Source organism: Streptomyces sp. NPDC058274, assembly GCF_042881375.1.
In the GTDB taxonomy this organism is placed as follows: domain Bacteria; phylum Actinomycetota; class Actinomycetes; order Streptomycetales; family Streptomycetaceae; genus Streptomyces.
Map to the genome: position 1 here is coordinate 432,605 of NZ_JBHVXW010000001.1, position 24,738 is coordinate 457,342.

Below are 24,738 nucleotides of genomic sequence, written 5' to 3' on the forward strand. Positions count from 1 at the left end.
TGGCAGTTCCGCGGCCGGGCGTCAGCAGAAACAGGTCAGCACGTCAGTAGGTCGGTAGGTCGGTACGTCAGTAGGTCGGCAGGTCAGTAGCGGTACTGCTCATCGAACCCGTTGCCGTTGCCGTTGTTGTTCCCGTCGCCCTGGTACGGGTACTGCTGCTCCGGCGGGAGTTCGCCGCCGTACTGGTCGTCGGTGGTGCGCTGCTGGGGGACCCAGACCCCGCCGGACGGGGTCTCGCCGCCATAACCGCCGGCCGCGTACTGGGACTGGTCGTAACCCTGCTGGTCGTACCCCTGCTGGCCGCCGTAGCTGTTGTCGTACGTGGCTCCGCCGTAGGTCTGCGTGCCGATGTACGGGTCGGAGTAGGCGGCGTACTGCTGCTGCCCGGCGTCGTAGCCGTACTGCTGCTGGTCGTATCCGGAGTAGCCGTCGTACGCGTAGGCCTGCTGGTCCTGCGGCTGGGCGGCGCCGGCGTAGGACGGGTCGGTGGCGGCCGCGTAGGCGTTGTCGCTGTAGACGCCGTAGGAGCCCGTGTCGTCGGGCAGGGGCTGCGGCTCGTACACGGCGGTGCTCTCGGCGGCGGAGGGCATCGCGCCGGGGTGCGCGGGGGTGAAGACGTCGTCGCGGTCGTAGTCGTCGTCGTCCGCGTACTTCTCCGCGGGGTTCGCATCGAGGTCGGTGACCTCGAGCGTCGGGTCCTGGCGGTCCGGCTCGCCGCGGCGGCGCTTGCTCTTGCCGGCGCTCTTGCCCGCTCCCGGCCGGCTGCCCACGGCCCAGCCGGCCGCGAAACCGCGGCGGAAGGAGAGCGTGACGTAGGTCTGGCCGACGGCGAAGGCGGCCGCGCCCAGACCGATGACGATCACGGAGGGGATCAGCACCCCGAGGACAACCCCGAGGAAACCCACGAAGGCGAGCAGTCGCCAGCGCAGCCGCGCCTTGTACTGCAGCAGCACCTCGCCCAGCAGCCACAGCGCGACAATTCCGAACGCGATGTAGAGGACCGTCCAGCCCATGTACGCCCCTCTCCCAGTGACCGCTACGCAGTGTGTCGTATGCCGGTGCGGCGGTCTAGGCCTGCTGTGAGTGGTGCAGGCCCAGATTCTCGTAGATTTCCAGCGTCGCCGTGGAGTTGTTGAGCGTGATGAAGTGCAGTCCGGGGACTCCCTCGGCCAGCAGCCTCGCGCAGAACTCGGTGGCGAAGTCGATTCCAATCGAGCGTACAGCCGCCGGATCGTCTTTGGCTGTGACGATCCGCTCTTTCAACTCGGCCGGAATGGAGGCGTTGCTGAGCTTCGGCAGCCTCTCCAGCATCTTCACGCTCGTGACCGGCATGACCTCGGGGATGACCGGCGTCTCGCAGCCGGCGGCGACGACCCGGTCACGCAGCCGCAGATACGACTCGGGCTGGAAGAACATCTGGGTGATCGCGTAGTCGGCGCCGGCCCGGCACTTGTCGACGAAGTGCGAGACGTCCAGGTCCCAGGTCGGGGAGCGCGGATGCATCTCGGGGAAGGCGGCCACGCCCACGCAGAAGTCGCCGGACTCCTTGATGAGCCGGACGAGTTCGGCCGCGTAGGTCAGGCCGTGGGGGTGCGGCACCCAGTCGGCCATGGGGTCGCCCGGCGGGTCACCGCGGACCGCGAGCATGTTCCGGATCCCGGCGTCCGCGTACTGGCCGATGATGTTGCGCAGTTCGGCGATGGAGTGGTTGACCGCGGTGAGGTGGGCGACCGGTGTGAGGGTGGTGTCCGCGACGATCTGCTCGGTCTCCCTGACCGTGCCGGCACGCGTGGAGCCGCCGGCGCCGTAGGTGACGGAGACGAAGTCGGGTGCGACGGCCTCGACCCGGCGGAGGGCGTTCCACAGGTTCCGCTCACCCTTGGGGGTTTTCGGCGCGGAGAACTCGAACGAGTACGTCTTCTTGCCGGTCGCGAGCATGTCGCGCACGGTGCGTGCGCGATCAGTCCTGGTGGAGGCAGATCCGAGGGCCATATCCGCAGGTTAGCCAGGGGACGCCGGTCCCCCAACCGAACCGATGAGATTTGTCCGATTTGTCGACTTCTTGTCCACCCTTCGGACACGCAGCGTCAAGCTCCGGCGCCTTACGCCGCCGGAACCGCTGTGCGAGCTGGTCAAGCCGCCCGGAGCCGCTTCGCGAACTCTCCGGCCGCCGCCGCGGGGTCGTCCGCCTCGGTGATCGCCCGCACGACGACGACGCGGCGGGCGCCCGCTTCGAGCACCTCGTCCAGATTGCCGAGGTCGATGCCGCCGATGGCGAACCAGGGGCGGTCGGTGCCCAGCGAGGCGGTGTGCCGCACCAGGTCGAGGCCGGGGGCGTGACGGCCGGGCTTGGTGGGGGTGGGCCAGCAGGGGCCCGTGCAGAAGTAGTCCACGCCGTCCTGGACGGCGGCGGCCGCGGCCTCGGGCCCGGCATGCGTGGAGCGGCCGATCAGGACGTCCTCGCCGAGGATCGCGCGGGCGGCGGGGACGGGGAGGTCACCCTGGCCGAGGTGCAGCACGTCGGCGCCGACGGCATGGGCGACGTCGGCACGGTCGTTGACCGCGAGGAGCTTGCCGTGGCGGGCGCAGGCGTCCGCGAAGACCTGGAGGTGCTCCAGCTCCTCGGCGGCCTCCATGCCCTTGTCGCGCAGCTGCACGATGTCGACCCCGCCCGCCAGGGCCGCGTCCAGGAACTCGGCGAGGTCGCCCTGGCGCTTACGGGCGTCCGTGCACAGGTAGACCCGGGCGTCGGCGAGCTGTCGGCGGGCGGTGGCGGCGGTCTCGGGCATGCGGGTATGTCCCCCGTGGTCGGTGGCACGTACGGACCGCGGCGGCCGGGTGGAGCGGCGAGCCGTGGTCCGTACGCCGGACGGTTGTCGGATCAGACGGCGAGCGCCTGGGCGCGGCGCTTCACCTCCGTGCCGCGATTCTCGCTCAGAGCCTGCGCGGGGGTGCCGGGCAGGGTCGGGTCGGGGGTGAAGAGCCACTCGAGCATCTCTTCGTCGGAGAAGCCGTCGTCCCGCAGGAGCGTCAGGGTGCCGGTCAGGCCCTTGACGACCTTCTGCTCGGCCCCGTCGATGAATGCGGCGGGGACGTGCAGCGCGCGGTTCTCACCACGGCGTACGGCGATCAGCTGGCCTTCCCTGACCAGCTGCCGGACGCGGGTCACCTCGACGCCGAACTGTTCGGCGATGTCGGGGAGGGTGAGCCAGGCGGGGACGAGAGCATCGATCTTTGCGTCAATCTCGGTCACAGGACAAGCCTGCCATCCCGGACTGACAGTCGGAAGCCAGACCCCTCCGACCTGGGGTGACGGATAGTGCCTGTCCGGTGGATCGTGCGGTGGATCGCGGGGTCAGCCCTCTTTCCCGGCACCGCCGGGACGGAACCGCCGGACGGAACCACCGCAACCGGACCAACGGAACGGAACCGCAAGATCCGCCGGACGGCCCCAGGTGCCTAGGCCGCGGCGGCCTTCAGTGGCCGCGCCGGGTCCGCGAGGAGTTCCGGATCCATGGGGATCCCCGCCTCGATGACCTTGCGGCCCTGGGCCAGGTCCCGGGGGCGGCCGACCGCGAGAAGCGCGACGAGCCGGCCCTCCCGCAGCCAGCAGACCGTCCAGGCCGCCCCCGTCGGGTCGCCGCGCCACACCGTCGTGTCGGCGGGGGCGTGATGGCCGACGTACTGCACGAAGCGGCCGAACTGCTCGGACCAGAAGTACGGAACCGGGTCGTAGGCCGCCGGGGCCTCGCCGATGATGTTCGCCGCCACCGTGCGCGGCCCCTGCAGGGCGTTGTCCCAGTGGTGGACCAGAAGACGCCCCTCGTACCGCCCCGAGGGGAAGGAGGCACAGTCGCCGACCGCGAACACATCCGGCGCGGAAGTGCGCAGATGGGCGTCGGCCAGCACCTCGCGGTGGGCGCCGAGCGTGATCCCGGAGCCGGCCAGCCAGGCGGTCGCGGGGCGGGCGCCGATGCCCACGACGACCGCGCCAGCGGGCACCCGCGAACCGTCGTCCAGGATCACCGCGCCGGGCTCGACGCGCTCCACGCGCGCGTGGGTGCGCAGCGTGGCACCGCTGTCGGCGTACCAGGCGGCCATCGGCGCGGCCACCTCGGCGGGCAGCGCTCCGGCCAGCGGCCGGTCGGCGGCCTCGACGACGGTCACCGCGCAGCCGGCCTCACGCGCCGCCGTGGCGAACTCGGCCCCGATCCAGCCCGCTCCCACGACCACGATGTCGTGCTGCTGGGCGAGCACGGGACGCAGCCGCTCGGCGTCGTCGAGGGTGCGCAGCAGATGGACCCCCGGCACGCCCTCCGTGCCCGGCAGCCGGATCGGTTCGGCACCCGTCGCGAGGACGAGGACGTCGTACGGCACCGGACCGGAGTCGGTGTCCAGCTCGTGGTCCCCGGGGCGCACGGCGAGTGCCTCGCGGCCGAGCTGCAGTTCGATGCCCAGTCCCTCGAAGTCCACGTCGAAGGCGGACCCCTCCGACTTGCCGAGCAGCACGGCCTTGGACAGGGGCGGCCTGTCGTAGGGCTGGTGCGGCTCCGCGCCGATCAGGGTCACGCTGCCGGTGAAGCCCTGTTCCCGCAGGGCGACCGCGGTCTGCACCCCGGCCATGCCCGCGCCCACGACGACGACCCGTCGTGCGGTCCGCTCCTGCGCCTGCGTCTGCTCGCTCACCTGATCACCTTAGACACCTGACAAATTGTCAGTCAGGGGACGTGCTCAGTGACCTGTTCCACACTTCTCGTGGATCTGTTCCACCACGCTCGTCCCGCTGCCCGCCTGCGATTCCCATTGCCAGGTCTCCTCCAGGCGCACCCGGCCGTCGGCCAGTTCGACGACCGCGGACACGCAGTGCCCGGAGGAGGTCGTGCCGTCGTGCTTCAGCTGCACGTAACGGAAGTCGAGCCGGTCACCCTCCCGTCTACCCACGAGATGACCACGTACGACATCACCGCCCGCGTACTCGGCCCAGATCACTCCGTCCTTCTCGTGGTACGTGAACCGGGTGCGGGTGCCGACCTGACCCGGCGCCTGGTCGGCGACCGGGGCCAGGACGAGACCGTCGAGCGAACGGGCCATGCGCGGAGGCTCCTCTACTGAGGTTCGAGACGAAGGGCTAGGCTGGCCAACGTAAAGCACACGCGGGAGCCCGGACGCACCGGGCTGAGAGGGAGGCTGGGACGGCCTCCGACCGTACGAACCTGATCCGGGTCATGCCGGCGAAGGGAGGGGCTGGACGCCCATGTCGCGTACCTCAGACGTCCTGGTCATCGGGGGCGGAATCATCGGTCTGGTGACCGCCTGGCGGGCCGCTCAGCGCGGGTTCTCCACCGCGGTCGTGGACCCGGAACCGGGCGGCGGAGCGGCGCAGGTGGCCGCCGGGATGCTGGCCGCCGTGACCGAACTGCACTACGGCGAGCAGACCCTGCTGGGGCTCAACCTCGCCTCCGCGCGCCGCTATCCGGACTTCGTGGCCGAGCTGACCGCGGAGACCGGCCTGGACCTCGGCTACCGCCAGTGCGGCACGCTCGCCGTCGCGCTCGACGCCGACGACCGGGCCCATCTGCGCGAACTGCACGCCCTGCAGAGCCAGTCGGGCCTGGAGTCCGAGTGGCTGAGCGGCCGCGAGTGCCGCCGCCTGGAGCCGCTGCTGGCGCCCGGGGTGCGCGGCGGCCTGCGGGTGGACGGCGATCACCAGATCGACCCGCGCCGGCTGGCCAGGGCCCTGGTCACCGCATGCGAGCGCGCCGGGGTCGTCTTCCACCGGACCTGGGCCGAGCGGCTCTCCGTCGCCCGGGACCGGGCCACGGGCATCGGCACCGCGCACGGCACCGCACTCTCGGCGGGCCACGTCGTCCTCGCCGCGGGCAGCCTCAGCGGGCGGCTCGCCGGGGTCCCCGACGCCGTACTGCCGCCCGTGCGGCCGGTGAAGGGGCAGGTGCTGCGGCTGACCGTGCCGGGCCGGTACGCGCCCTTCCTGAGCCGGACCGTGCGGGCCGTCGTCCGCGGCAGCCATGTCTATCTGGTGCCGCGCGAGAACGGCGAGCTGGTCGTCGGCGCCACCAGCGAGGAGCTGGGCTGGGACATGACGGTGACCGCGGGCGGCGTGTACGAGCTGCTGCGCGACGCCCATGAGCTGGTCCCCGGGATCACCGAACTGCCGCTCACCGAGACCCGGGCGGGTCTGCGCCCCGGCTCGCCGGACAACGCGCCGCTGCTCGGCCCGACCGAGCTCGACGGCCTCCTGCTGGCCACCGGGCACTTCCGCAACGGCGTCCTGCTGACGCCCGTGACCGGCGACGCCATGGCCCACGTACTCGCCACCGGTGAACTCCCGGCCGAGGCACGCCCCTTCACCCCCAAGCGCTTCAGCACGGCCCTCACGGAGCAGCCCGCATGAACATCATCGTCAACGGCGAACAGCAGCGGATCGCCGCGGGCACCGCGCTCGACACGCTCGTCTCGACCCTGACCCCGGCCCCGTCCGGCGTCGCCGCCGCGCTCAACGAAACCGTCGTCCCACGCGCGCGGTGGTCGTCCACGTCCCTCTCCGAGGGTGACCGCGTCGAAGTCCTCACCGCCGTCCAAGGAGGCTGACCCATGGCCGACGATCCCTTCGTCCTCGGCGGTACGACCTTCTCGTCCCGGCTGATCATGGGCACCGGCGGCGCCCCCAGCCTCGACGTGCTGGAACGCTCGCTCGTCGCGTCCGGCACGGAGCTGACGACGGTCGCGATGCGGCGCGTGAACCCGGCGGCGCACGGCTCGGTCCTCTCCGTGCTCGACAGGCTCGGCATCCGGGTGCTGCCGAACACGGCGGGCTGTTTCACCGCGGGTGAGGCCGTGCTGACCGCTCGCCTGGCCCGCGAGGCCCTCGGCACCGACCTGGTCAAGCTGGAGGTCATCGCCGACGAGCGCACGCTGCTGCCCGATCCGATCGAGCTGCTGGACGCCGCCGAGACGCTCGTGGACGACGGCTTCACCGTGCTGCCGTACACGAACGACGACCCGGTCCTGGCACGGAAGCTGGAGGACGTCGGCTGCGCCGCCGTGATGCCGCTGGGCTCGCCCATCGGCTCCGGGCTCGGGATCCGCAATCCGCACAACTTCCAGCTGATCGTGGAGCACGCACGCGTGCCGGTCATTCTGGACGCCGGTGCCGGCACCGCGTCCGACGCCGCGCTCGCCATGGAACTGGGATGCGCCGGTGTGATGCTCGCCTCGGCGGTGACCCGCGCGCAGGAGCCCGTCCTGATGGCGGAGGCCATGCGGCACGCGGTCGAGGGCGGGCGTCTGGCACGGCGCGCGGGACGCATTCCGCGCCGGCACTTCGCCGAGGCGTCCTCCCCCGCGGAGGGCATGGCCCGGCTGGATCCGGAGCGGCCCGCCTTCTAGACCCTGTCACTGAGAGATGTCCCACCCTCGGCGGCCGCGGTTCCCCGTCGGGGTGGGACAGGTCCGTCACAGGTCGGCTGCAGTCATGCGCCGGTATCGGCCGAACGGGCGGTGTGTCGGTGACGGATCGTAGACTCACCCGCGTGGATACGACCCTTCAGGACCCGCTCGTCGGGCACGTGCTCGACGGCCGCTATCGCGTCGACGCGAGGATCGCGGTCGGCGGGATGGCCACGGTCTACCGGGCCCTGGACACCCGCCTCGACCGCGTGCTCGCGCTCAAGGTGATGCACCCGGCGCTGGCCGCCGACGGCTCGTTCGTCGAGCGCTTCATCCGTGAGGCCAAGTCGGTGGCACGGCTCGCGCACCCCAATGTGGTGCAGGTCTTCGACCAGGGGACGGACGGGTCGTACGTCTATCTGGCCATGGAGTACGTCGCCGGGTGCACCCTGCGTGACGTGCTGCGCGAGCGGGGCGCGCTGCAGCCGCGGGCCGCGCTCGACATCCTGGAGCCGGTGCTCGCCGCGCTGGGGGCCGCGCACCGCGCCGGATTCGTGCACCGCGACATGAAGCCGGAGAACGTCCTCATAGGGGACGACGGCCGCGTCAAGGTGGCGGACTTCGGGCTCGTCCGCGCGGTGGACACGGTCACGAGCACGACCGGGTCCGTGCTCGGCACCGTCTCGTATCTCGCTCCCGAGCAGATCGAGCACGGCACGGCCGACCCCCGCGTCGACGTGTACGCGTGCGGGGTCGTGCTCTACGAAATGCTCACCGGCGAGAAGCCGCACTCCGGCGACTCCCCCGCCCAGGTGCTCTACCAGCACCTGCACGCGGACGTGCCGGCGCCGTCGGCCGTCGTGCCGGGGCTGGCCTTCGCGCTCGACGACCTGGTCGCCTCCGCCACCGCCCGCAACCCCGAGGTGCGCCCGTACGACGCCGTGGCGCTGCTCGCGCAGGTGCTGGAGGCGCGCGCCGGGCTCAGCCCCGAGCAGCTCGACGCCGTACCGCCGAAGGCCCTGACCCCGGACCACGACAACGCCGAGGACCGTACGAGCGTGATCCCGCGCTCGCTGTCCGGGCAGCGGCCGCTGCCCGTGAACGAGGACGACGCGGCCGTACTCAACCGGACCAGCCGTTTCGAGAGCCCGCCGCCGCCTCCGCGGCGCCGCGGGACCCGGCCCCGCCGCGGGCTCTTCGCGATCATCGCGGCGGTGCTGCTGGCGCTCGGCCTCGGCGCCGGTGTCTGGTACATCAACTCGGGGCAGTTCACCAAGGTCCCGCCCGTGCTGGCGAAGACCGAGGCGCAGGCGAGGGAGCGGCTCACAAAGGCGGGCCTGGACGTCAAACAGGTCAAGCAGGCCTACAGCGACACGGTGAAGCGGGGCACGGTCAGCACGGTCGACCCCGGGGTCGGCGCCCGCATCCGGGAGAACGACGGGGTGACCCTGACCATCTCCAGGGGCCCGGAGACCGTGAAGGTGCCCGATGTGGCGGGTTCCTCCCTCAGCGAGGCCAAGGCGCAGCTGAAGGACAAGGGCCTGGCGCCGGGCATGGTCACCAGGGTTTTCAATGACGACGTCGACCAGGGTTCGGTGATCAGCACGGCCCCAGCAGCGGGCACCGAGCGGCACGCCGGTTCGGCCATCGCGATCACCGTCAGCAAGGGCAGCCGGATAGAGGTGCCGGAGGTCACCGGCGAGTCGGTGGAGGACGCCACCGCGGACCTCGAGGACGAGGGCCTGAAGGTGAAGATCGCCTCCCAGCGCGTGACGTCCGAAGTCGACAAGGGCGAGGTCGCCGAGCAGACACCGGTACCGGGCCGCTACCTGGCCGAGGGTGACACCGTCACCCTGACCATCTCCAAGGGTCCCGAGATGATCGAGGTCCCGGACGTCGTGGGGGACAGCGTGGACGACGCCACGAAGGCGTTGAAGGGCGCCGGGTTCGAGGTCGAAGAGGACCGAGGGCTGTTCGGGCTCTTCGGGGACACGGTCAAGAGCCAGTCGGTGGACGGCGGGGACGAGGCCCCCAAGGGGTCGACGATCACTATCGAGATCCGCTGAGGTGGTCCTCGTGCGATGCGCTGAGGCGGTCCTCCTGAGATCTGCTGAGGCGGGGCTCGTGAACTGCGCTGAGCCGGCCCGGGTGAGATCCGCCGACCGGTCACCGCTCAGCGCGTGACACCCTGAAGTACGTGACCAGCGAGAAACTCCGCAATCCTGTCGGCGGCCATGTGCCCGTGGCCGGCGGCCTCAGCTCCGTCGGCCTGACCTACGCGCGCGAGATGGGCGCCGAAGCCGTCCAGGTCTTCGTCGCCAATCCGCGCGGCTGGGCGACCCCGCCCGGCAACCCTGAGCAGGACGAGGAGTTCCGCGCGGCCTGCGCCGCCGAGTCGATTCCGGCGTACGTCCATGCCCCGTACCTGATCAACTTCGGCTCGCACACCGAGGCGACCGCCGAGCAGTCGGTGCACTCCCTGCGGCACTCGCTGCGCCGGGGCCGGGAGATCGGCGCGCTCGGCGTCGTCGTGCACACCGGGAGCGCCACCGGCGGCCGGGACCGGGCCACGGCCCTCGCGCAGGTACGCGAGCGGATGCTGCCGCTGCTCGACGAGCTCACGCACGACGACGACCCGTATCTGCTGCTGGAGTCGACGGCCGGCCAGGGCGCTTCGCTCTGCTCCCGCACCTGGGACTTCGCGCCGTACTTCGAGGTGCTGGACGCCCATCCGAAACTCGGCGTCTGTCTCGACACCTGCCACATCTTCGCGGCGGGGCACGACCTGACGGGGCCGAGCGGGATGCGCCAGACCCTCGACCTGCTGGTCGACACGGTCGGCGAGGGCCGGCTCAGGCTCATCCACGCCAACGACTCCAAGGACGTGGTCGGCGCCCACAAGGACCGCCACGCGAACATCGGCGCAGGTCACATCGGTGAAGATCCGTTCCGGGCGCTGATGACCCACCCCGCCACCGAGGGCGTACCCCTGATCATCGAGACGCCCGGCGGGAAGGAAGGGCACGCGGGGGACGTCGAGCGGCTGAAGAAACTCCGCGACATGTGAGTCGGTGGCCGGCGCGGTTCCTCAGCCGCTGCCGAGGCCTCCGCAGCGCCCATCCGAAGCGGCTTCCGGAGCTGCTCCCGGTCCTTCCGAAGCCGCACAGGCGACGCTGCACTGCCTCACCGGCTGCGCCATCGGCGAGGTGCTGGGCATGGTGATCGGCACCGCGCTCGGCTGGGGCGATGTGCCGACGATGGTGCCGGCGATCGCGCTCGCCTTCTTCTTCGGCTACTCGCTGACGCTGCGCGGGGTGCTCAAGGCGGGCGTCGGCTTCAGGACGGCCTTCCGGGTCGCCCTGGCCGCGGACACCCCGTCCATCGCGGTGATGGAGCTGATCGACAACGGCGTGATCGCGCTCTGGCCGAGCGCGATGGAGGCACACCTCGACGACCTGCTCTTCTGGGGCGCGCCGGCGATCTCACTGGTGATCGCCTTCGTGGTCACGACCCCGGTCAACAAGTGGATGATCGGCCGCGGCAAGGGTCACGCGGTGGTGCACCAGTACCACCACTGACCGCGCCAGGCGGTACTCGGGAGACCTCAGAGCTCGGGGCCGTCCCCGAGCTCTTCCTGGTAGGAGTAGCGCTGCTCGCGCCAGGGGTCGCCGACGTTGTGATAGCCGCGCTCCTCCCAGAAACCGCGGCGGTCGGCCGTCATGTACTCGACGCCGCGGACCCACTTGGGGCCCTTCCAGGCGTACAGGTGGGGCACCACCAGGCGGAGCGGAAAGCCGTGTTCCGCGGTGAGCAGCTCGCCGTCCTTGTGGGTGGCGAAGATCGAGCGGTCGGAGGCGAAGTCGTCGAGGCGCAGGTTCGAGCTGAAGCCGTACTCGGCCCAGACCATCACATGAGTGGCGGTGGGCGCGGGCGGGGCGATCTCCAGGATCGTCCGCGCGGGAATGCCGCCCCATTCGGCACCGATCATGCTGAACTTCGTGACGCAGTGCAGATCACCCACCACCGTCGCGTACGGCAGGGCCGTGAACTCCTCGTGGGTCCAGCAGTGCTTCTCGTTGTCCGCGGTGGCGCCGAATACCCTGAACTCCCAGCGCTCGGGGCGGAACTTGGGCACCGGGCCGTAGTGGGTGACCGGCCAGCCGCGCTGCAGTCGCTGTCCCGGCGGGAGCTCCGACCGTGCCGCTTCTCCAGATTCACGCTCCACCGGCTGACCCATGACTCCATCCTGACAGACCTGGGACGGTGCACATGACCAGCCTTGTTCCGATTCGGGCAACTCCTACTAAGCATGCACTTACTGGACGGCCCTGAGCGCCGGTGCAAGGATGCGGCGCAACCTGCCCAGTCCCCCCACTTGGAAGGAGCCTCTGCAATGCAGGGCGACCCCGAGGTCATCGAATTCCTCAACGAGCAGCTGACCGGTGAGCTGACCGCGATCAACCAGTACTTCCTGCACGCGAAGATGCAGGAGAACTTCGGCTGGACGAAGCTCGCGAAGTACACCCGGCACGAGTCGTTCGACGAGATGAAGCACGCCGAGGTGCTCACCGACCGGATTCTCTTCCTGGAGGGCCTGCCGAACTACCAGCGGCTCTTCCATGTGCGGGTGGGACAGACCGTCACCGAGATGTTCCAGGCGGACCGGCAGGTGGAAGTCGAGGCGATCGACCGCCTCAAGCGCGGGATCGAGGTGATGCGCACCAAGGGTGACATCACGTCCGCGAACATCTTCGAGTCGATCCTCGAGGACGAGGAGCACCACATCGACTACCTGGACACCCAGCTGGAGCTGGTGGAGAAGCTCGGCGAGGCGCTCTACATCGCGCAGCTCATCGAGCAGCCGGACAGCTGAGCCGCACTGGCGGCCCGCGGAGGGAGCCCGGGGCCCGAGTGCTAGGCGGCCTCGTTGAGTACGGCGACGTCGGAGGCCTCGGCGGCCTCGGCGAGGACGGGCCGGCGCCGGTCGGTGAGCTCACCGGGCGGGCAGGCGCCCCGGCCCAGCAGGGCCTGGATGCGGCGTACGCACGAACCACAGTCCGTGCCCGCCTTGCATGCCGACGCGATCTGCCGGGGGGTGCAGGCACCCCCCTCCGCGTGCTTCTTCACCTGCGCCTCGGTGACACCGAAGCAGTTGCAGACGTACACGCGGGTTCACCTCCCGACGGGATGCTGGGTCGTGCCGTCCCGATTGTGTTCGGTGAGGCAAACCTAACCTTACCCATAGGGAAGCCGCCACAAAAGTGGAAGGGGGCGCGGATCGTATGTGATCCGCGCCCCACTTCACGTCGGTGCAATGACCCGACCGACTCTTGATCTGCTACTGGTCGCGGTACATCTCGGCGACCAGGAAGGCCAGGTCCAGGGACTGGCTGCGGTTCAGCCGCGGGTCGCAGGCCGTCTCGTAGCGCTGGTGCAGATCGTCGACGAAGATTTCGTCGCCGCCGCCCACGCACTCGGTGACGTCGTCACCGGTGAGCTCGACATGGATGCCGCCCGGGTGGGTGCCCAGCGCCTTGTGGACCTCGAAGAAGCCCTTGACTTCGTCGAGCACGTCGTCGAAGCGGCGGGTCTTGTGGCCGGAGGCCGCCTCGTAGGTGTTGCCGTGCATCGGGTCGGTGATCCAGGCCACCGTCGAACCGGAGGCGGTGACCTTCTCGACCAGCTCGGGCAGCTTGTCGCGGACCTTGTCCGCGCCCATCCGCACGATGAAGGTGAGCCGGCCGGGCTCGCGGTCCGGGTCGAGGCGCTCGATGTACTGCAGCGCGTCCTCGGGAGTCGTCGTCGGACCGAGCTTGATGCCGATCGGGTTGCGGATCTTCGAGGCGAACTCGATGTGCGCGCCGTCCAGCTGACGGGTGCGCTCGCCGATCCACACCATGTGGCCCGAGACGTCGTAGAGCCGGCCCGTGCGCGAGTCCACCCGGGTCAGCGCCGACTCGTAGTCGAGCAGCAGCGCCTCGTGGGAGGCGTAGAACTCGACGGTCTTGAACTCCTCCGGGTCCGTGCCACAGGCCCGCATGAAGTTCAGCGCCTGGTCGATCTCACGCGCCAGCTGCTCGTAACGCTGGCCCGAGGGGGACGACTTCACGAAGTCCTGGTTCCAGGCGTGCACCTGGCGCAGGTCGGCGTAACCACCGGTGGTGAAGGCGCGCACCAGGTTGAGCGTGGAGGCGGAGGCGTTGTACATCCGCTTCAGGCGCTCGGGGTCCGGGATGCGGGACTTCTCGTCGAAGGCGAAGCCGTTGACCGAGTCGCCCCGGTACGTCGGCAGGGTCACGCCGTCGCGGGTCTCGGTCCCCTTGGAGCGCGGCTTGGAGTACTGGCCGGCGATCCGGCCGACCTTCACGACCGGCACCGAGGCGGCGTACGTCAGCACGGCGCCCATCTGGAGCAGGGTCTTCAGCTTGTTGCGGATGTGGTCGGCGGACACCGCGTCGAAGGCCTCGGCGCAGTCGCCGCCCTGGAGAAGGAACGCCTCTCCCTTGGCGACGGACGCCAACCGGGCGCGCAGCTGGTCGCACTCGCCGGCGAAGACGAGAGGCGGATACGACTCGAGGTCCGCGATCACTGCGCGCAGAGCCTCGGTGTCGGGGTACTCGGGCTGCTGCGCCGCGGGCAGGTCTCGCCAGGTGTTGCCAGCGCTTGCGCTGGACTTAGCGTTCACGGTCACCCCCACAACATTACGGGGTCGTGTCGGGCGTCCATTCACCTGCTCATCAAGTGAGACAGGGGGCGCTCGTACGGCATGCGGCACCGGGCAGCCGTACGACGGGCCTGCGGGCCCCTCCGGAGAGGGGCCCGTCCGTGGTGCCGGGACGTCAGGGGCCCACGTCCAGCTGGTTGCGGTCGATGCCGATCTTCACGCCGCCATGGGTCTCGGTCCGGTCGCCGGCGTACTGGTGGATGCGCTGGTGATCGGCCCACAGGCGGGCGGGGATCGCCGAGTCCTCGGTGGTGGCGGAGTCGTTCCAGCGGGCGAAGTGGATCACGTCGGGGAGCGTGATGCCGTCCGCGCCGGCGACGAGGTCCTGGATGAGGGACGAGGAGCTGCCGTACGCCCCGGAGCGGTAGCCGAGCTCGTGCAGCCGCTTGGTGTAGGCCTCCAGGTAGGTGAGCACGCGGGTGGTGACGGCTCCGCCGGTCGTGTAGTGCTCCAGGTCGTTGTAGATCACCGTCCCCTTGCCGAGCCCGACGGCGGCCGCCTGCCGGGCCGCGTCGTCGGCGGCCTCGGTGCCCTGCGGGGCCGCGTCGGTGATCGCCGCGCAGCCGCTCCCGCAGCTGCCGCCGCTCGCCGAGGGCTGCCGGCCTACGTAGAGCGGGATGAACCGCCAGCCGCTCGCGTACTGCTTCTGCACCCAGCTCGCGGTGAGGTTCGGCTGGGCGCAGGCCCGGTTGATGCCGCCGATGTAGATGCCGACGGCGCCGTAGCCGGAGGTGTCCTTCCAGGCGTCCATGGCCGCCTGGCTGGGAGCGGTGCAGGCGTCGAAGCCCTTGCCCCGGAAGGACGTCGCGTCCGCGGGGACGGCCAGCGCGGCGGGCGCCTCGGCGACCGTCTCGGCCCGCGCGGAGGCCACGTTCAGGCCCGCGGTACGGAGGATCTCCTGGATCCGCGTCCGGTCCTGGCCGTACGCGGCGGTCACGGCGATCCGGTCGGCGGTGGCCCGGTAGGTGCCGGCCGTGCGGTTCTCGGTGACATCGGTGCCGGCCGCTCCGGTGGGCTGCAGCAGCAGCGCCTCGGTGCGTCCCGTCGGGTCCGCCGGACAGTTCTGGCGGGAGCCCGGTGTGCCGAGGTACACGACGTGCCGGTCGAACCGGACGCAGGTGTCGGGGTCCTTCTCCAGGTCCACGACCCGCCAGGAGGCGGGAACGGTGAAGACATGGCCGCGATAGGTGACGTGGATGGTGTCGTCGGAGGTCCGCTGGGACGCCGGGGCGGTGCCGGGCGAGCCGGTGGCGAGTGCCGTGGCCGCGGCGAGCACCGTGAGCACACGTGCGCCGCGGCGGAACAGGGGGGAACGAGCTGGGTGGATGACTCTCTCCTCGGTCGGGCTGCACGGTCGGGCTTTCTGCCCATGAATGGCCGGACGGGGTGTCGTCCGAACCCCTCTACGGCCCGGTTCACGCTGTTGCCGGGCCGCGGACGTCGGGTAAGGTGCGGCGCATGTTCGCGCACTCGATCCAGAACTGGTGGTGGACCGCTCATCCGGCGGCCCACTGACTGCGCGTACGCAAGACTTCGCGAAGGCCGCCCGAGGGGCGGCCTTCGGTGTTTTCGGACCCGGCCGTTCCTCTCCGAGTGAGCTCTCCGCGTGAGACCTCCGGGCGGAGGTCTCCGTGGGAGGACTCTCCGCACTCCCGAGAGAAGGAACAGGACCGATGAACCTGCTCGATCTGCTGGACGATCCCCGTCCGTTCGCCCTGCTGCGCCGTCGCACCCCCGGCCGTGACCACGACGTGGTCGAGCTCCTGCGCGGTCCGGTGACCGAGGTGGACCGCCTCGCCGACATCCCCGTCGGCGAGGGTCCCTCACTGGCCCTGGTGCCGTTCCGGCAGATCCGGGAGCGCGGCTTCGACGTCCGCGACGACGGCACCCCACTGGCCGTCCTCACCGCCGAGGACCGCTGCGAACTCCCCCTGGCGCAGGCCCTGTCGCAGCTCCCGTCGCACGACGTGCGCGTGACGGGCGGCGGCTTCGACGTCCCCGACGAGGAGTACGCCGGGATCGTCGGCCGTGTGCTGCGGGAGGAGATCGGGCGGGGCGAGGGCGCGAACTTCGTCATCCGGCGTACGTACGAGGGGGAGATCCCGGGGTTCTCGAAGGCCGACGCCCTCGCCCTCTTCCGGCGGCTGCTCGTCGGCGAGCGGGGCGCGTACTGGACGTATGTCGTGCACACCGGGGAGCGCACGCTGGTCGGGGCGAGTCCCGAGGTGCATGTGCGGATGTCCGGCGGGACGGTCGTGATGAACCCGATCAGCGGCACGTACCGCTACCCGGCCGGAGGGCCCACGCCGGAGCACCTGCTGGAGTTCCTGGCCGACGGCAAGGAGATCGAGGAGCTCTCGATGGTCGTCGACGAGGAACTCAAGATGATGTGCACCGTCGGGGACCGGGGCGGTGTGGTGATCGGGCCGCGGCTGAAGGAGATGGCCCATCTCGCGCACACCGAGTACGAGCTGCGGGGCCGGTCCTCGCTGGATGTCCGCGAGGTCCTGAGGGAGACGATGTTCGCGGCGACCGTCACCGGGTCGCCGGTGCAGAACGCGTGCCGGGTCATCGAGCGCCACGAGGTGGGCGGACGCGGCTACTACGCGGGGGCGCTGGCCCTCGTCGGACGGGACGCGGGCGGGGCGCAGACCCTCGACTCCCCCATCCTCATCCGCACCGCCGACATCGACGCGGACGGACGGCTGCGGGTGCCGGTGGGCGCCACCCTCGTCCGGGGGTCGGATCCGGCGAGCGAGGTCGCCGAGACCCACGCTAAGGCGGCCGGGGTGCTGGCGGCGCTGGGGGTGCGTTCCGGCAGGCCGCGCGAGGAGGGCGTACGGCCCGGGCTCGCCGACGATCCGCGCGTGCAGGCGGCGCTCGACGGACGGCGGGGCTCGCTCGCGCCGTTCTGGCTGCGGATGCAGGAACGGGCCGGGTCCCTGGAGGGGCACGCGCTCGTGGTGGACGCCGAGGACAGCTTCACGGCGATGCTCGCGCATGTGCTGCGGTGCTCGGGGCTCGACGTGACCGTACGGCGCTACGACGAGCCGGGCCTGCGGGAGGCCGTCCTCGCGCACGAGGGGCCGCTGGTGCTGGGGCCGGGCCCGGGTGATCCCTCGGACGCGGCGGACCCCAAGATGCGGTTCCTGCGCGCGCTGACCGCCGAGGTGCTCGCCGGGCCCGGGCACGGGGTGCTCGGCGTCTGCCTCGGCCATGAGCTGATCGCGGCCGAGCTGGGCCTGGAGACCGTGCGCAAGGACGTGCCGTACCAGGGGGCGCAGACGGAGATCGACCTGTTCGGGCGCACCGAGACCGTCGGGTTCTACAACAGCTTCGTGGCGCACTGCGACGACGAGGCGGCGGCGGAACTGGCGGCCCACGGCGTCGAGGTCGCCCGCTCCGCCACCGGTGAGGTGCACGCCCTGCGCGGGCCACGTCATGCCGGAGGCGCGCCCATGAACGCATTCGCGGGCGTGCAGTTCCATCCGGAGTCGGTGCTGTCGCTGCGCGGTGCGGAGATCGTGCGGGAGTTGCTGGGTCAGCTGCGCGGGACGGCGGGGACCAGCACGTTCTCCGAGCGGCGGCCCGCCTTGTAGTCGAGGACGTTGCGCACCGTGGCGTCGACGATCTGGCCGACGGCGTCCACGGTGTAGTACGCCTGGTGGGAGGTGACCAGGACGTTCGGGAAGGTGACGAGGCGGGCCAGGGTGTCGTCCTCGACGGCCTCGAGGGACTTGTCGAGGAAGAACAGGCCGGCCTCCGCCTCGTAGACGTCGAGGCCGACGCCCGTGAAGCGGCCCGCGCGCAGTTCGGCGACGAGCGCGCGGGAGTCGATCAGGCCGCCGCGGCTGGAGTTCACCAGGATCGCGTCGTCCTTCATCGCGCGCAGGGCGGCCGCGTCGATGAGGTGCTGGGTCTCCGGCATCAGCGGTACGTGCAGGGTGATCAGGTCGGACTCGGCGAGCAGCTCGTCCTTGGGGACGTATGTCATGCCGAGTTCCAGGCAGGCGGGGTTCTCGACGACGTCCCAGCCGAGCAGCCGCACGCCGAAGCCGTGGGCGATCCGGGCGAACGCCTCGCCGATCTTTCCGGTGCCGAGGACGCCGACGGTGCGGCCGTGCAGGTCGCGGCCCATCAGACCGTCCAGCCGGAAGTCGAAGTCGCGGGTGCGGTTGGCGGCCCGCACGACCCGGCGGTTGACGGCCATGCCCAGCGTCCAGGCGAACTCGGCGACCGAGTACGGCGAGTAGTACGAGACCCGGGCGACCGTCATGCCGAGGCGCTCGGCCACCTTGAGGTCGATGTTGTTGAAGCCGGTGGAGCGCTGGGCGATCATCTGCGTGCCGCCGGCCGCCAGGGTCTGCAGGACGCGGTGGCCGAGTTCGGCGTTGACGCTGGTGGAGATGATCTCGTAGCCGGCCGCGATGGGGGCGGTGTCCTCGTTCAGGAAGACGCCCAGGCAGCGGACCTCGTGGTGCCCTTCGAAGGCCTTCTCGATCAGGGGCTTCTCGTCGGACTGCACGCCGAACGCGAGAATTTCCACGGTTTCTCCCACCTGGTCTGCATACAGCTGGTTACCGCCGAATATAGGGCGGTAACCAGCGCTGTGCAGCGGCTGCGGCCGGGGCCCGGACCCGGGCCGCCGGTCAGGTCCTAGCCGAAGAAGACCCCGACCTCCTCGTACAGCTTCGGGTCCACCGTCTTCAGCTTCGCCGTGGCCTCCGCGATCGGGACCCGGACGATGTCGGTGCCCTGCAGCGCGACCATCTTGCCGAAGTCGCCGTCGCGGACGGCCTCGATCGCGTGCAGCCCGAAGCGGGTGGCGAGCCAGCGGTCGAAGGCGCTGGGGGTGCCGCCGCGCTGGACATGCCCGAGGACCGTGGTGCGCGCCTCCTTGCCGGTGCGCTTCTCGATCTCCTTGGCGAGCCATTCGCCGACGCCGGAGAGCCTGACGTGTCCGAAGGAGTCGAGCGTGCCGTCCTTGAGGACCACGTCGCCGTCCTTGGGCATGGCCCCCTCGGCGACGACCACGATCGGCGCGTACGACGACTTGAAGCGGGAGGTCACCCAGGCGCAGACCTGGTCGACGTCGAAGCGCTGCTCGGGGATGAGGATGACGTTCGCGCCGCCCGCGAGGCCCGAGTGCAGGGCGATCCAGCCCGCGTGCCGGCCCATCACCTCGCAGACGAGGACCCGCATGTGCGACTCGGCGGTGGTGTGCAGCCGGTCGATCGCCTCCGTCGCGATGCCGACCGCCGTGTCGAAGCCGAAGGTGTAGTCGGTGGCGGACAGGTCGTTGTCGATGGTCTTCGGGACGCCGACGACGTTGATGCCGTATTCGTCGGTGAGCCGCGCGGCGACGCCGAGGGTGTCCTCGCCGCCGATGGCGATGAGCGCGTCGACCTCCTGCTTGGCGAGGGTCTCCTTGATCCGGCGGATGCCGTGCTCCTGCTTGAGAGGGTTGGTGCGCGAGGAGCCGAGGATGGTGCCGCCGCGGGGCAGGATGCCGCGCACGGCCGGGATGTCGAGCCGTACGGTGTCGTTCTCGAGCGGACCCCGCCAACCGTCCCGGAAGCCGACGAAGTCGTAGCCGTACTCCTGCACGCCCTTACGGACGATGCCCCGGATGACGGCGTTGAGCCCGGGGCAGTCGCCGCCTCCGGTCAGTACTCCGACCCGCATGGAAAAGTCCCTTCGCCGCGGTTGCCTGATGGGACTCACGCTAATAGTGATCCAGGTCACTTCGGCATGGGGCGGAAGGTCAATTCCGGTGAATTGTGCGGGAGTTGATCACTCGCCTTCACTCGATGGTGGGGTGCGGAGGGTTTACACCTCCGCGGGGCGGCGGCTTCGGGCCAGGACGTACGACGGAGATCAGGCCACGCCGAACCGCACTCCGACGGCGATCAGGCCCTGTCGAACCGCCCTCGGACGGCGGATCAGGCCTCGTCGAGACCGCGCTCTATGGCATAGCGCACCAGCTCGACCCGGTTGTGGAGCTGGAGCTTGCCCAGGGTGTTCTGCACGTGGTTCTGGACCGTGCGGTGGGAGATGACCAGGCGCTCGGCGATCTGCTTGTAGCTCAGCCCCTTGGCGACCAGGCGCAGGACCTCGGTCTCCCGGTCGGTGAGCTGGGGCGCCTTCGGCTCGCCGCCGCCGGTGGCCGGCGCGGGCTCGGAGGCGAGCCTGCGGTACTCGCCGAGGACCAGACCGGCGAGCCCGGGGGTGAACACCGGGTCTCCGACGGCCGTACGGCGCACCGCGTCGATCAGCTCCTCGGTGGACGCCGACTTCAGCAGATAGCCGGTGGCGCCGGACTTGACCGCCTCCAGGACGTCGGCGTGCTCACCGCTTGCCGAGAGGACCAGGACGCGCAGGGCGGGATGGGCGCCGACCAGCTCCTTGCAGACCTGGACGCCGGGCTTGGCGGGCAGGTTCAGGTCCAGCACGAGGACGTCGGGGGTGACGGCCCGGGCACGGCGCACGGCCTGCTCGCCGTCGCCGGCCGTGGCGACCACGTCGAAGCCGGACTCGGCCAGGTCGCGGGCGACGGCGTCGCGCCACATGGGGTGGTCGTCGACGACCATCACCTTGATCGGGTCCTCGCCCACCTGCTGTGCCGCCTCCGTCGTGTCCGTCATCGCTGTCCCGCCGTCTTCGTCATCGTGGTCCGTCGTGTTCACCGGCGCCGGCGCGCCGTCCTCGTCGTGTGTGCGGTCGCGTCATCGCGGTCCCGCGGTCGTCAGCGCGCGGTCGCCTTCCCCCGCGTCGCCTTGGGGACCTTCAGCTCGACCTCCGTGCCCTGGCCCGGTACCGAGATCAGCTCGGCCGAGCCGCCGATGTCGCGCAGCCGGCCGCGGATCGAGAGGGCCACACCGAGGCGCCCCTCCCCCTCGGCCTGGGCGAGCCGCCCCTCCGGGATGCCCGGTCCCTCGTCGCGCACGGTCACGATCACCTCGTCCGGCTCGTCCTCCACCAGGATCCAGGCCCGGGCGCTCTCGCCGACGTGCTTGCGGACGTTGTCCAGGGCCGCACCGACAGCGTCGGCGAGTTCCCTGGCGGTGGCCGGGGCGAGCGGCACGGGGGCGCCGGGCTCGGACAGGGTCACGCGCGCGCCGGCGTACCGGGCGAGCAGGGAGCGCAGGTCGAGCGGGCCCTCGTCGTCGTCCGGCTCGTCGACGGCGCGTACGAGCGCTCCGAACGCGGCGTCCTCGGAGACCCGGGAGACGGGCACCAGGCCGCCGGAGACCAGCGTGCGCAGGGCCACCTCCTGCTCGCCCGCCATCCGGCCCAGCTCGGCCGCCTCGCCGCCGAGCACGGCACCGCGCCGCTGCACCATGGCGAGCACCTGGAGGACGCTGTCGTGGATGTCGCGGGCCAGCCGCTCGCGCTCCCGGGTGGCGGCCTCGATCTCCAGGGCGCGGGCGAGGGTGCGCTCGGATGCGCGGGCGACCTCGACCACGTATCCGATGGCGATGGAGGCGACCCAGACGAGGAGCACGTTGTGGACGGTGTCCCGGGTGGGGGCGCCGCGCTCGACGAGGTTGGCGGCCGCGACGAGCGTGGAGGCGAAGGCGGCCCAGCGCCAGCCGCCCTTGATCGCGAAGGCGAGGACGGAGCCGGCGGTCCATATCGACGGCAGCGTCGGGCCACCGGCCTCGATCCGGGAGGAGGCGTCGGCGACCCGGGTGAGCAGGATGCCGGCGAGCGCGATGGTGAGGTCGGCGGTGAGGAACCGCTTGGTGCAGCTGGCGGCGCCGGCGACCCGGGGCAGGGTCGCCAGCGTCCAGACGCACATCACCGCGAAGTAGGCGACGGCCACCCCGGGCCGGGGGAACTCGCGGTACGCGGTGCTGAAGAGCCCGATCGCGTAGAACATCGTCAGGACGCGATACGCGGTGAGCGCGCGCCACAGCGGCTGCTCGACCGACATCCTCATGACCCTCTCGCGCTTGGCCATGTCCCCCACCCCCCTCTGCTCTGCGGTCGTTCGCCCCCGGAGTGCCCGGACCGGGAAACAGCCGTGGCCGGCCCTTCGGCCCCCGCGCGCGAACTCCCCGCGCCGGCGCGCCCCTCCGGCCCGCTCACTCCCCTGACGGACGCGGCTAGGAGCCGGACCGTTCCTTCTCGGCCTGTTCCTTCTCGGCCTGCGCGAGCGCGGCCCTGGCCGCCTTCTCGGCTTCCTTCTCCGCCTTCGCCGCGTCCGCGATCTGCCGCTTGGCAGCCGTCGCGTACACGTCGACGTACTCCTGGCCGGAGAGCTTCATGATCTCGTACATGACCTCGTCGGTCAGCGCGCGCAGGACGAAGCGGTCGTGCTCCATGCCGCTGTAGCGGCTGAAGTCGAGCGGCTTGCCGATGCGGATGCCCGGGCGCATCAGCTTGGGCATCACCTGCCCGGGCGGCTGGATCTTCTCCGTGTCGATCATGGCGACCGGGATGACGGGCGCGCCGGAGGCGAGCGCCACGCGCGCGAGGCCGCCGGGCTTGCCCCGGTAGAGCCGGCCGTCGGGCGACCGCGTGCCCTCCGGATAGATCCCGAACAGCTCACCGCGCTCCAGGACGTCGATGCCGCTCTTGACGGCCGCCGCGCCGGCGCCGCGCGCGCCCGAGCGGTCCACCGGAAGCTGGCCGACGCCCTTGAAGAAGGCGGCGGTCATACGTCCCTTGATGCCGGGCGTCGTGAAGTACTCGGCCTTGGCGATGAAGGTCACCTTGCGGTCGAGGACCGCGGGCAGGAAGAACGAGTCCGAGAACGACAGGTGATTGCTCGCCAGGATGGCGGGGCCCTCGGCGGGAATGTTGTCGATGCCTTCCACCCAGGGCCTGAAAGCGAGCTTCAGCGGCCCTCCGATGGAAAACTTCATTGCGCCGTAGATCAACCGACTGCCTCCTGTGTCGTCGTTCAGACCTTAACCCGGAGCACTGGCAAAGGACCCGACGACCCTGGTCGGTGTCAGTGCGGTCGCGTACGGTGAAGTACGCCTCGAACCCTCGGGGTCCGACCCGCGGGGTCGAATCGAGCTTCCGCCGACGTGCCGCGTGTGCGTCGCCGGGTCCTGCGTCCGTTCCACCCACCTGATGAACAGGAGACCGAAGGTGCCGGTCCTTCCTGGAGCCGAGCCGTACCGCCACGAGGGCGGAGAGATCGGTGTGCTCCTCTGCCACGGCTTCACCGGTTCCCCGCAGTCGCTGCGCCCCTGGGCGGAGTATCTCGCCGAGCGCGGTCTGACCGTGGCGCTGCCGCTGCTGCCCGGGCACGGCACCCGCTGGGAGGACATGCAGCTCACCGGCTGGCAGGACTGGTACGCGGAGGTGGACCGCGAGTTGCGCGCCCTGCGCGAGCGGTGCACACAGGTGTTCGTCTTCGGTCTCTCCATGGGCGGCGCCCTGACCCTGCGCCTCGCCGCGAAGCACGGGGACGAGGTGAGCGGCATCGTCGTCGTCAACCCGGCGAACAAGGTGCACGGCCTGTCGGCGTACGCCCTTCCGGTCATCCGCCACTTCGTCCGGACGGTGAAGGGCATCACGAGCGACATCGCCAAGCAGGGCAACATCGAGATCGGCTACGACAAGGTGCCGCTGCACGCCGCGCACTCGATGCGGAACTTCTACCGGATCGTCGACGCCGAGCTGCCGCAGGTCACCCAGCCGTTGCTGCTGCTGCACAGCCCGCAGGACCATGTCGTGCCGCCCGCCGACTCGGCGCGCGTCCTCAGCCGGGTGTCGTCCACGGACGTGACCGAGATCCTGCTGGAACAGAGCTACCACGTCGCGACGTTGGACCATGACGCGGACCGGATCTTCGAGGAAAGCTACGCCTTCCTCGCCCGGCTCGCGCCCGGCCTCGGCAAGGACTCCGAAGCGGGGCGGACAGGTCAGGTGGGTCAGCAGGAAGGGACGGCCACTGGTGGCTGAGCACGACGCGGACCGCGGCGACCCCGACGAGAAGGACCCGCCCCTCGGTGACGAGCAGAGCGTGCCCTTCGACGAGGCCGCCGCATGGGCGGCCATCGTCGCCGGGTACGGCGACGAGCCGAAGGACCCGCCCGGCGCCAAGCCCTTCAAGTCGGTCGAGGACCTGGCCCTGCTGGACCCCGAGACGAACGACTCCGAGGAGAAGTCACCGGAGCCCCCCGCCTCGGCCAAGCCCCTCGGCAGTTCCGTCGCCTTCGCCCCCGGAGTCACCGGCGGCCCGCGCGACTACGCGGCGCCCGACGCGTCCGAGGACGACTTCGACGAGGACGACGAGGGCCACTTCGTACCGCCCGAGCCGCCTCCGCTGCCCGCGGCCGACGCGACGGCCAGGTTCGCCTGGCTGGCGGTGGTCGGCGGGCCGATCCTGCTGCTCCTCGCCGTCCTGCTCGGCTGGGACATGACCTGGTGGCTCGCCACCCTCGGCATCGGCGGCTTCCTCGGCGGCTTCGCCACGCTGGTGATGCGCATGCGGGACGACGACGAGGAAAGCGACGGCCCGGGGCGCGGCGCCGTGGTCTGACCCGTCCGGCCCGTCCGGCCCGTCCGTTCACCGATCCGCACGACAGGACCCGCCCTGAGACGCTCCGGGCGGGTCCTGTCGTGCGGGTCACCGGCGTCGCCGGGAG

At 71.0% G+C, this 24,738-nt stretch carries 26 protein-coding genes and 1 riboswitch; of the genes, 11 read left to right on the plus strand and 15 right to left on the minus strand.

All coding sequences use genetic code 11. The features are described from left to right. Positions 1 to 83: 83 nt before the first annotated feature. From ACFVYF_RS01960 to ACFVYF_RS01985, 6 genes are all read right to left on the minus strand, one after another. A complete protein-coding gene (locus ACFVYF_RS01960) occupies positions 84 to 1,013 on the minus strand; it encodes a hypothetical protein (protein ID WP_389449284.1) in 930 nt (309 codons plus the stop codon). Between the two features lie 55 nt (positions 1,014 to 1,068). Continuing rightward, on the minus strand, positions 1,069 to 1,992 hold the full coding sequence (gene metF / locus ACFVYF_RS01965; RefSeq protein ID WP_389449287.1) for a methylenetetrahydrofolate reductase [NAD(P)H]: 924 nt from the start codon (positions 1,990 to 1,992) through the stop codon (positions 1,069 to 1,071). 140 nt (positions 1,993 to 2,132) lie between these two features. Continuing rightward, on the minus strand, positions 2,133 to 2,789 hold the full coding sequence (thiE, locus tag ACFVYF_RS01970) for a thiamine phosphate synthase (protein ID WP_389449290.1): 657 nt from the start codon (positions 2,787 to 2,789) through the stop codon (positions 2,133 to 2,135). 92 nt (positions 2,790 to 2,881) lie between these two features. Then, positions 2,882 to 3,253 carry an Rv2175c family DNA-binding protein gene (locus tag ACFVYF_RS01975; protein ID WP_389449293.1) on the minus strand — a complete coding sequence of 124 codons (372 nt, stop codon included), beginning with the start codon at positions 3,251 to 3,253 and terminating at the stop codon, positions 2,882 to 2,884. A gap of 206 nt (positions 3,254 to 3,459) precedes the next feature. Then, on the minus strand, positions 3,460 to 4,686 hold the full coding sequence (locus ACFVYF_RS01980; RefSeq protein WP_389449296.1) for an NAD(P)/FAD-dependent oxidoreductase: 1,227 nt from the start codon (positions 4,684 to 4,686) through the stop codon (positions 3,460 to 3,462). 45 nt (positions 4,687 to 4,731) lie between these two features. Continuing rightward, positions 4,732 to 5,091: a hypothetical protein gene (locus ACFVYF_RS01985; RefSeq protein WP_389449299.1), complete on the minus strand. Its 360-nt coding sequence runs from the start codon at positions 5,089 to 5,091 to the stop codon at positions 4,732 to 4,734. A gap of 52 nt (positions 5,092 to 5,143) precedes the next feature. Continuing rightward, positions 5,144 to 5,257, plus strand: a riboswitch (TPP riboswitch). Between ACFVYF_RS01985 and thiO the strand changes: the two genes are divergently transcribed. The 6 genes from thiO to ACFVYF_RS02015 all read left to right on the plus strand — a co-directional run bounded on the left by thiO (position 5,255) and on the right by ACFVYF_RS02015 (position 10,985). Then, positions 5,255 to 6,412, plus strand: a complete 1,158-nt coding sequence (gene thiO, locus ACFVYF_RS01990) for a glycine oxidase ThiO (protein WP_389449300.1) — start codon at positions 5,255 to 5,257, stop codon at positions 6,410 to 6,412. (Overlaps the previous riboswitch by 3 nt.) Then, positions 6,409 to 6,609, plus strand: a complete 201-nt coding sequence (thiS, locus tag ACFVYF_RS01995) for a sulfur carrier protein ThiS (RefSeq protein ID WP_389449303.1) — start codon at positions 6,409 to 6,411, stop codon at positions 6,607 to 6,609. The genes thiO and thiS overlap by 4 nt, the downstream gene beginning before the upstream one ends. A 3-nt stretch (positions 6,610 to 6,612) precedes the next feature. Then, positions 6,613 to 7,407, plus strand: coding sequence for a thiazole synthase (locus ACFVYF_RS02000; protein ID WP_389449306.1), 795 nt, complete (start codon positions 6,613 to 6,615; stop codon positions 7,405 to 7,407). A 143-nt stretch (positions 7,408 to 7,550) separates the two neighbouring features. Further along, the gene (gene pknB / locus ACFVYF_RS02005) at positions 7,551 to 9,473 is read left to right on the plus strand and encodes a Stk1 family PASTA domain-containing Ser/Thr kinase (RefSeq protein ID WP_389449309.1); all 1,923 of its coding nucleotides are present in this window, start codon (positions 7,551 to 7,553) and stop codon (positions 9,471 to 9,473) included. A gap of 131 nt (positions 9,474 to 9,604) precedes the next feature. Continuing rightward, the gene (locus tag ACFVYF_RS02010) at positions 9,605 to 10,474 is read left to right on the plus strand and encodes a deoxyribonuclease IV (protein ID WP_389449312.1); all 870 of its coding nucleotides are present in this window, start codon (positions 9,605 to 9,607) and stop codon (positions 10,472 to 10,474) included. A 28-nt stretch (positions 10,475 to 10,502) separates the two neighbouring features. Continuing rightward, positions 10,503 to 10,985, plus strand: a complete 483-nt coding sequence (locus ACFVYF_RS02015) for a DUF4396 domain-containing protein (RefSeq protein ID WP_389450596.1) — start codon at positions 10,503 to 10,505, stop codon at positions 10,983 to 10,985. Between the two features lie 26 nt (positions 10,986 to 11,011). Here ACFVYF_RS02015 and ACFVYF_RS02020 read toward each other — a convergent pair whose 3' ends face one another. After that, positions 11,012 to 11,644 carry a sulfite oxidase-like oxidoreductase gene (locus ACFVYF_RS02020; RefSeq protein WP_389449314.1) on the minus strand — a complete coding sequence of 211 codons (633 nt, stop codon included), beginning with the start codon at positions 11,642 to 11,644 and terminating at the stop codon, positions 11,012 to 11,014. Between the two features lie 156 nt (positions 11,645 to 11,800). On the opposite strand from ACFVYF_RS02020, the gene bfr reads away from it, so the two are divergent. Further along, a complete protein-coding gene (gene bfr / locus ACFVYF_RS02025) occupies positions 11,801 to 12,280 on the plus strand; it encodes a bacterioferritin (protein ID WP_266503102.1) in 480 nt (159 codons plus the stop codon). Positions 12,281 to 12,321: 41 nt separating this feature from the next. Here bfr and ACFVYF_RS02030 read toward each other — a convergent pair whose 3' ends face one another. From ACFVYF_RS02030 to ACFVYF_RS02040, 3 genes are all read right to left on the minus strand, one after another. Continuing rightward, the gene (locus ACFVYF_RS02030; protein WP_389449317.1) at positions 12,322 to 12,573 is read right to left on the minus strand and encodes a bacterioferritin-associated ferredoxin; all 252 of its coding nucleotides are present in this window, start codon (positions 12,571 to 12,573) and stop codon (positions 12,322 to 12,324) included. A gap of 172 nt (positions 12,574 to 12,745) precedes the next feature. Further along, a complete protein-coding gene (locus ACFVYF_RS02035; protein WP_389449320.1) occupies positions 12,746 to 14,098 on the minus strand; it encodes a class II 3-deoxy-7-phosphoheptulonate synthase in 1,353 nt (450 codons plus the stop codon). Between the two features lie 148 nt (positions 14,099 to 14,246). After that, positions 14,247 to 15,416, minus strand: a complete 1,170-nt coding sequence (locus tag ACFVYF_RS02040; protein ID WP_389449323.1) for a glycoside hydrolase domain-containing protein — start codon at positions 15,414 to 15,416, stop codon at positions 14,247 to 14,249. 173 nt (positions 15,417 to 15,589) lie between these two features. Here ACFVYF_RS02040 and ACFVYF_RS02045 point away from each other — a divergent pair, with 173 nt between their 5' ends. Then, positions 15,590 to 15,646: a trp operon leader peptide gene (locus ACFVYF_RS02045; protein WP_076973970.1), complete on the plus strand. Its 57-nt coding sequence runs from the start codon at positions 15,590 to 15,592 to the stop codon at positions 15,644 to 15,646. A gap of 158 nt (positions 15,647 to 15,804) precedes the next feature. Then, entirely contained in the window at positions 15,805 to 17,730 is a 1,926-nt protein-coding gene (locus ACFVYF_RS02050) for an anthranilate synthase family protein (RefSeq protein WP_389449326.1), read from the plus strand. On the opposite strand, the gene ACFVYF_RS02055 is transcribed toward ACFVYF_RS02050, so the two are convergent. The 5 genes from ACFVYF_RS02055 to ACFVYF_RS02075 all read right to left on the minus strand — a co-directional run bounded on the left by ACFVYF_RS02055 (position 17,673) and on the right by ACFVYF_RS02075 (position 23,001). Continuing rightward, positions 17,673 to 18,677 carry a 2-hydroxyacid dehydrogenase gene (locus ACFVYF_RS02055; RefSeq protein WP_389449329.1) on the minus strand — a complete coding sequence of 335 codons (1,005 nt, stop codon included), beginning with the start codon at positions 18,675 to 18,677 and terminating at the stop codon, positions 17,673 to 17,675. The two genes, ACFVYF_RS02050 and ACFVYF_RS02055, sit on opposite strands and share 58 nt — an antisense overlap. Positions 18,678 to 18,787: 110 nt before the next feature. Then, positions 18,788 to 19,816: a 6-phosphofructokinase gene (locus ACFVYF_RS02060; protein ID WP_389449331.1), complete on the minus strand. Its 1,029-nt coding sequence runs from the start codon at positions 19,814 to 19,816 to the stop codon at positions 18,788 to 18,790. 257 nt (positions 19,817 to 20,073) lie between these two features. After that, positions 20,074 to 20,721, minus strand: a complete 648-nt coding sequence (locus tag ACFVYF_RS02065) for a response regulator (protein ID WP_389450599.1) — start codon at positions 20,719 to 20,721, stop codon at positions 20,074 to 20,076. 155 nt (positions 20,722 to 20,876) lie between these two features. Further along, positions 20,877 to 22,094, minus strand: a complete 1,218-nt coding sequence (gene macS / locus ACFVYF_RS02070; protein WP_389449334.1) for a MacS family sensor histidine kinase — start codon at positions 22,092 to 22,094, stop codon at positions 20,877 to 20,879. Positions 22,095 to 22,239: 145 nt separating this feature from the next. After that, positions 22,240 to 23,001 (minus strand): lysophospholipid acyltransferase family protein, encoded by a 762-nt coding sequence (locus tag ACFVYF_RS02075; protein ID WP_389449336.1) that lies wholly within the window; start codon positions 22,999 to 23,001, stop codon positions 22,240 to 22,242. Positions 23,002 to 23,233: 232 nt separating this feature from the next. Between ACFVYF_RS02075 and ACFVYF_RS02080 the strand changes: the two genes are divergently transcribed. Together ACFVYF_RS02080 and ACFVYF_RS02085 are read left to right on the plus strand one after the other, a co-directional pair. Then, positions 23,234 to 24,052: an alpha/beta hydrolase gene (locus ACFVYF_RS02080; RefSeq protein WP_389449339.1), complete on the plus strand. Its 819-nt coding sequence runs from the start codon at positions 23,234 to 23,236 to the stop codon at positions 24,050 to 24,052. Beyond that, positions 24,045 to 24,632, plus strand: a complete 588-nt coding sequence (locus ACFVYF_RS02085; RefSeq protein ID WP_389449342.1) for a hypothetical protein — start codon at positions 24,045 to 24,047, stop codon at positions 24,630 to 24,632. Before ACFVYF_RS02080 ends, ACFVYF_RS02085 begins: the two co-directional genes overlap by 8 nt. Positions 24,633 to 24,738: the final 106 nt, after the last annotated feature.

Bases quoted from the DNA above. Each gene is read 5' to 3' on its own strand.
- thiO (WP_389449300.1), top strand. From the start codon at position 5,255: ATGTCGCGTACCTCAGACGTCCTGGTCATCGGGGGCGGAATCATCGGT.
- ACFVYF_RS01985 (WP_389449299.1), bottom strand. From the start codon at position 5,091: ATGGCCCGTTCGCTCGACGGTCTCGTCCTGGCCCCGGTCGCCGACCAG.
- ACFVYF_RS02000 (WP_389449306.1), top strand. From the start codon at position 6,613: ATGGCCGACGATCCCTTCGTCCTCGGCGGTACGACCTTCTCGTCCCGG.
- ACFVYF_RS02060 (WP_389449331.1), bottom strand. From the start codon at position 19,816: ATGCGGGTCGGAGTACTGACCGGAGGCGGCGACTGCCCCGGGCTCAAC.
- thiE (WP_389449290.1), bottom strand. From the start codon at position 2,789: ATGCCCGAGACCGCCGCCACCGCCCGCCGACAGCTCGCCGACGCCCGG.
- metF (WP_389449287.1), bottom strand. From the start codon at position 1,992: ATGGCCCTCGGATCTGCCTCCACCAGGACTGATCGCGCACGCACCGTG.
- ACFVYF_RS02050 (WP_389449326.1), top strand. From the start codon at position 15,805: ATGAACCTGCTCGATCTGCTGGACGATCCCCGTCCGTTCGCCCTGCTG.
- ACFVYF_RS01960 (WP_389449284.1), bottom strand. From the start codon at position 1,013: ATGGGCTGGACGGTCCTCTACATCGCGTTCGGAATTGTCGCGCTGTGG.
- ACFVYF_RS02065 (WP_389450599.1), bottom strand. From the start codon at position 20,721: ATGGTCGTCGACGACCACCCCATGTGGCGCGACGCCGTCGCCCGCGAC.
- ACFVYF_RS02075 (WP_389449336.1), bottom strand. From the start codon at position 23,001: ATGAAGTTTTCCATCGGAGGGCCGCTGAAGCTCGCTTTCAGGCCCTGG.
- macS (WP_389449334.1), bottom strand. From the start codon at position 22,094: ATGGCCAAGCGCGAGAGGGTCATGAGGATGTCGGTCGAGCAGCCGCTG.
- thiS (WP_389449303.1), top strand. From the start codon at position 6,409: ATGAACATCATCGTCAACGGCGAACAGCAGCGGATCGCCGCGGGCACC.
- bfr (WP_266503102.1), top strand. From the start codon at position 11,801: ATGCAGGGCGACCCCGAGGTCATCGAATTCCTCAACGAGCAGCTGACC.
- ACFVYF_RS02020 (WP_389449314.1), bottom strand. From the start codon at position 11,644: ATGGGTCAGCCGGTGGAGCGTGAATCTGGAGAAGCGGCACGGTCGGAG.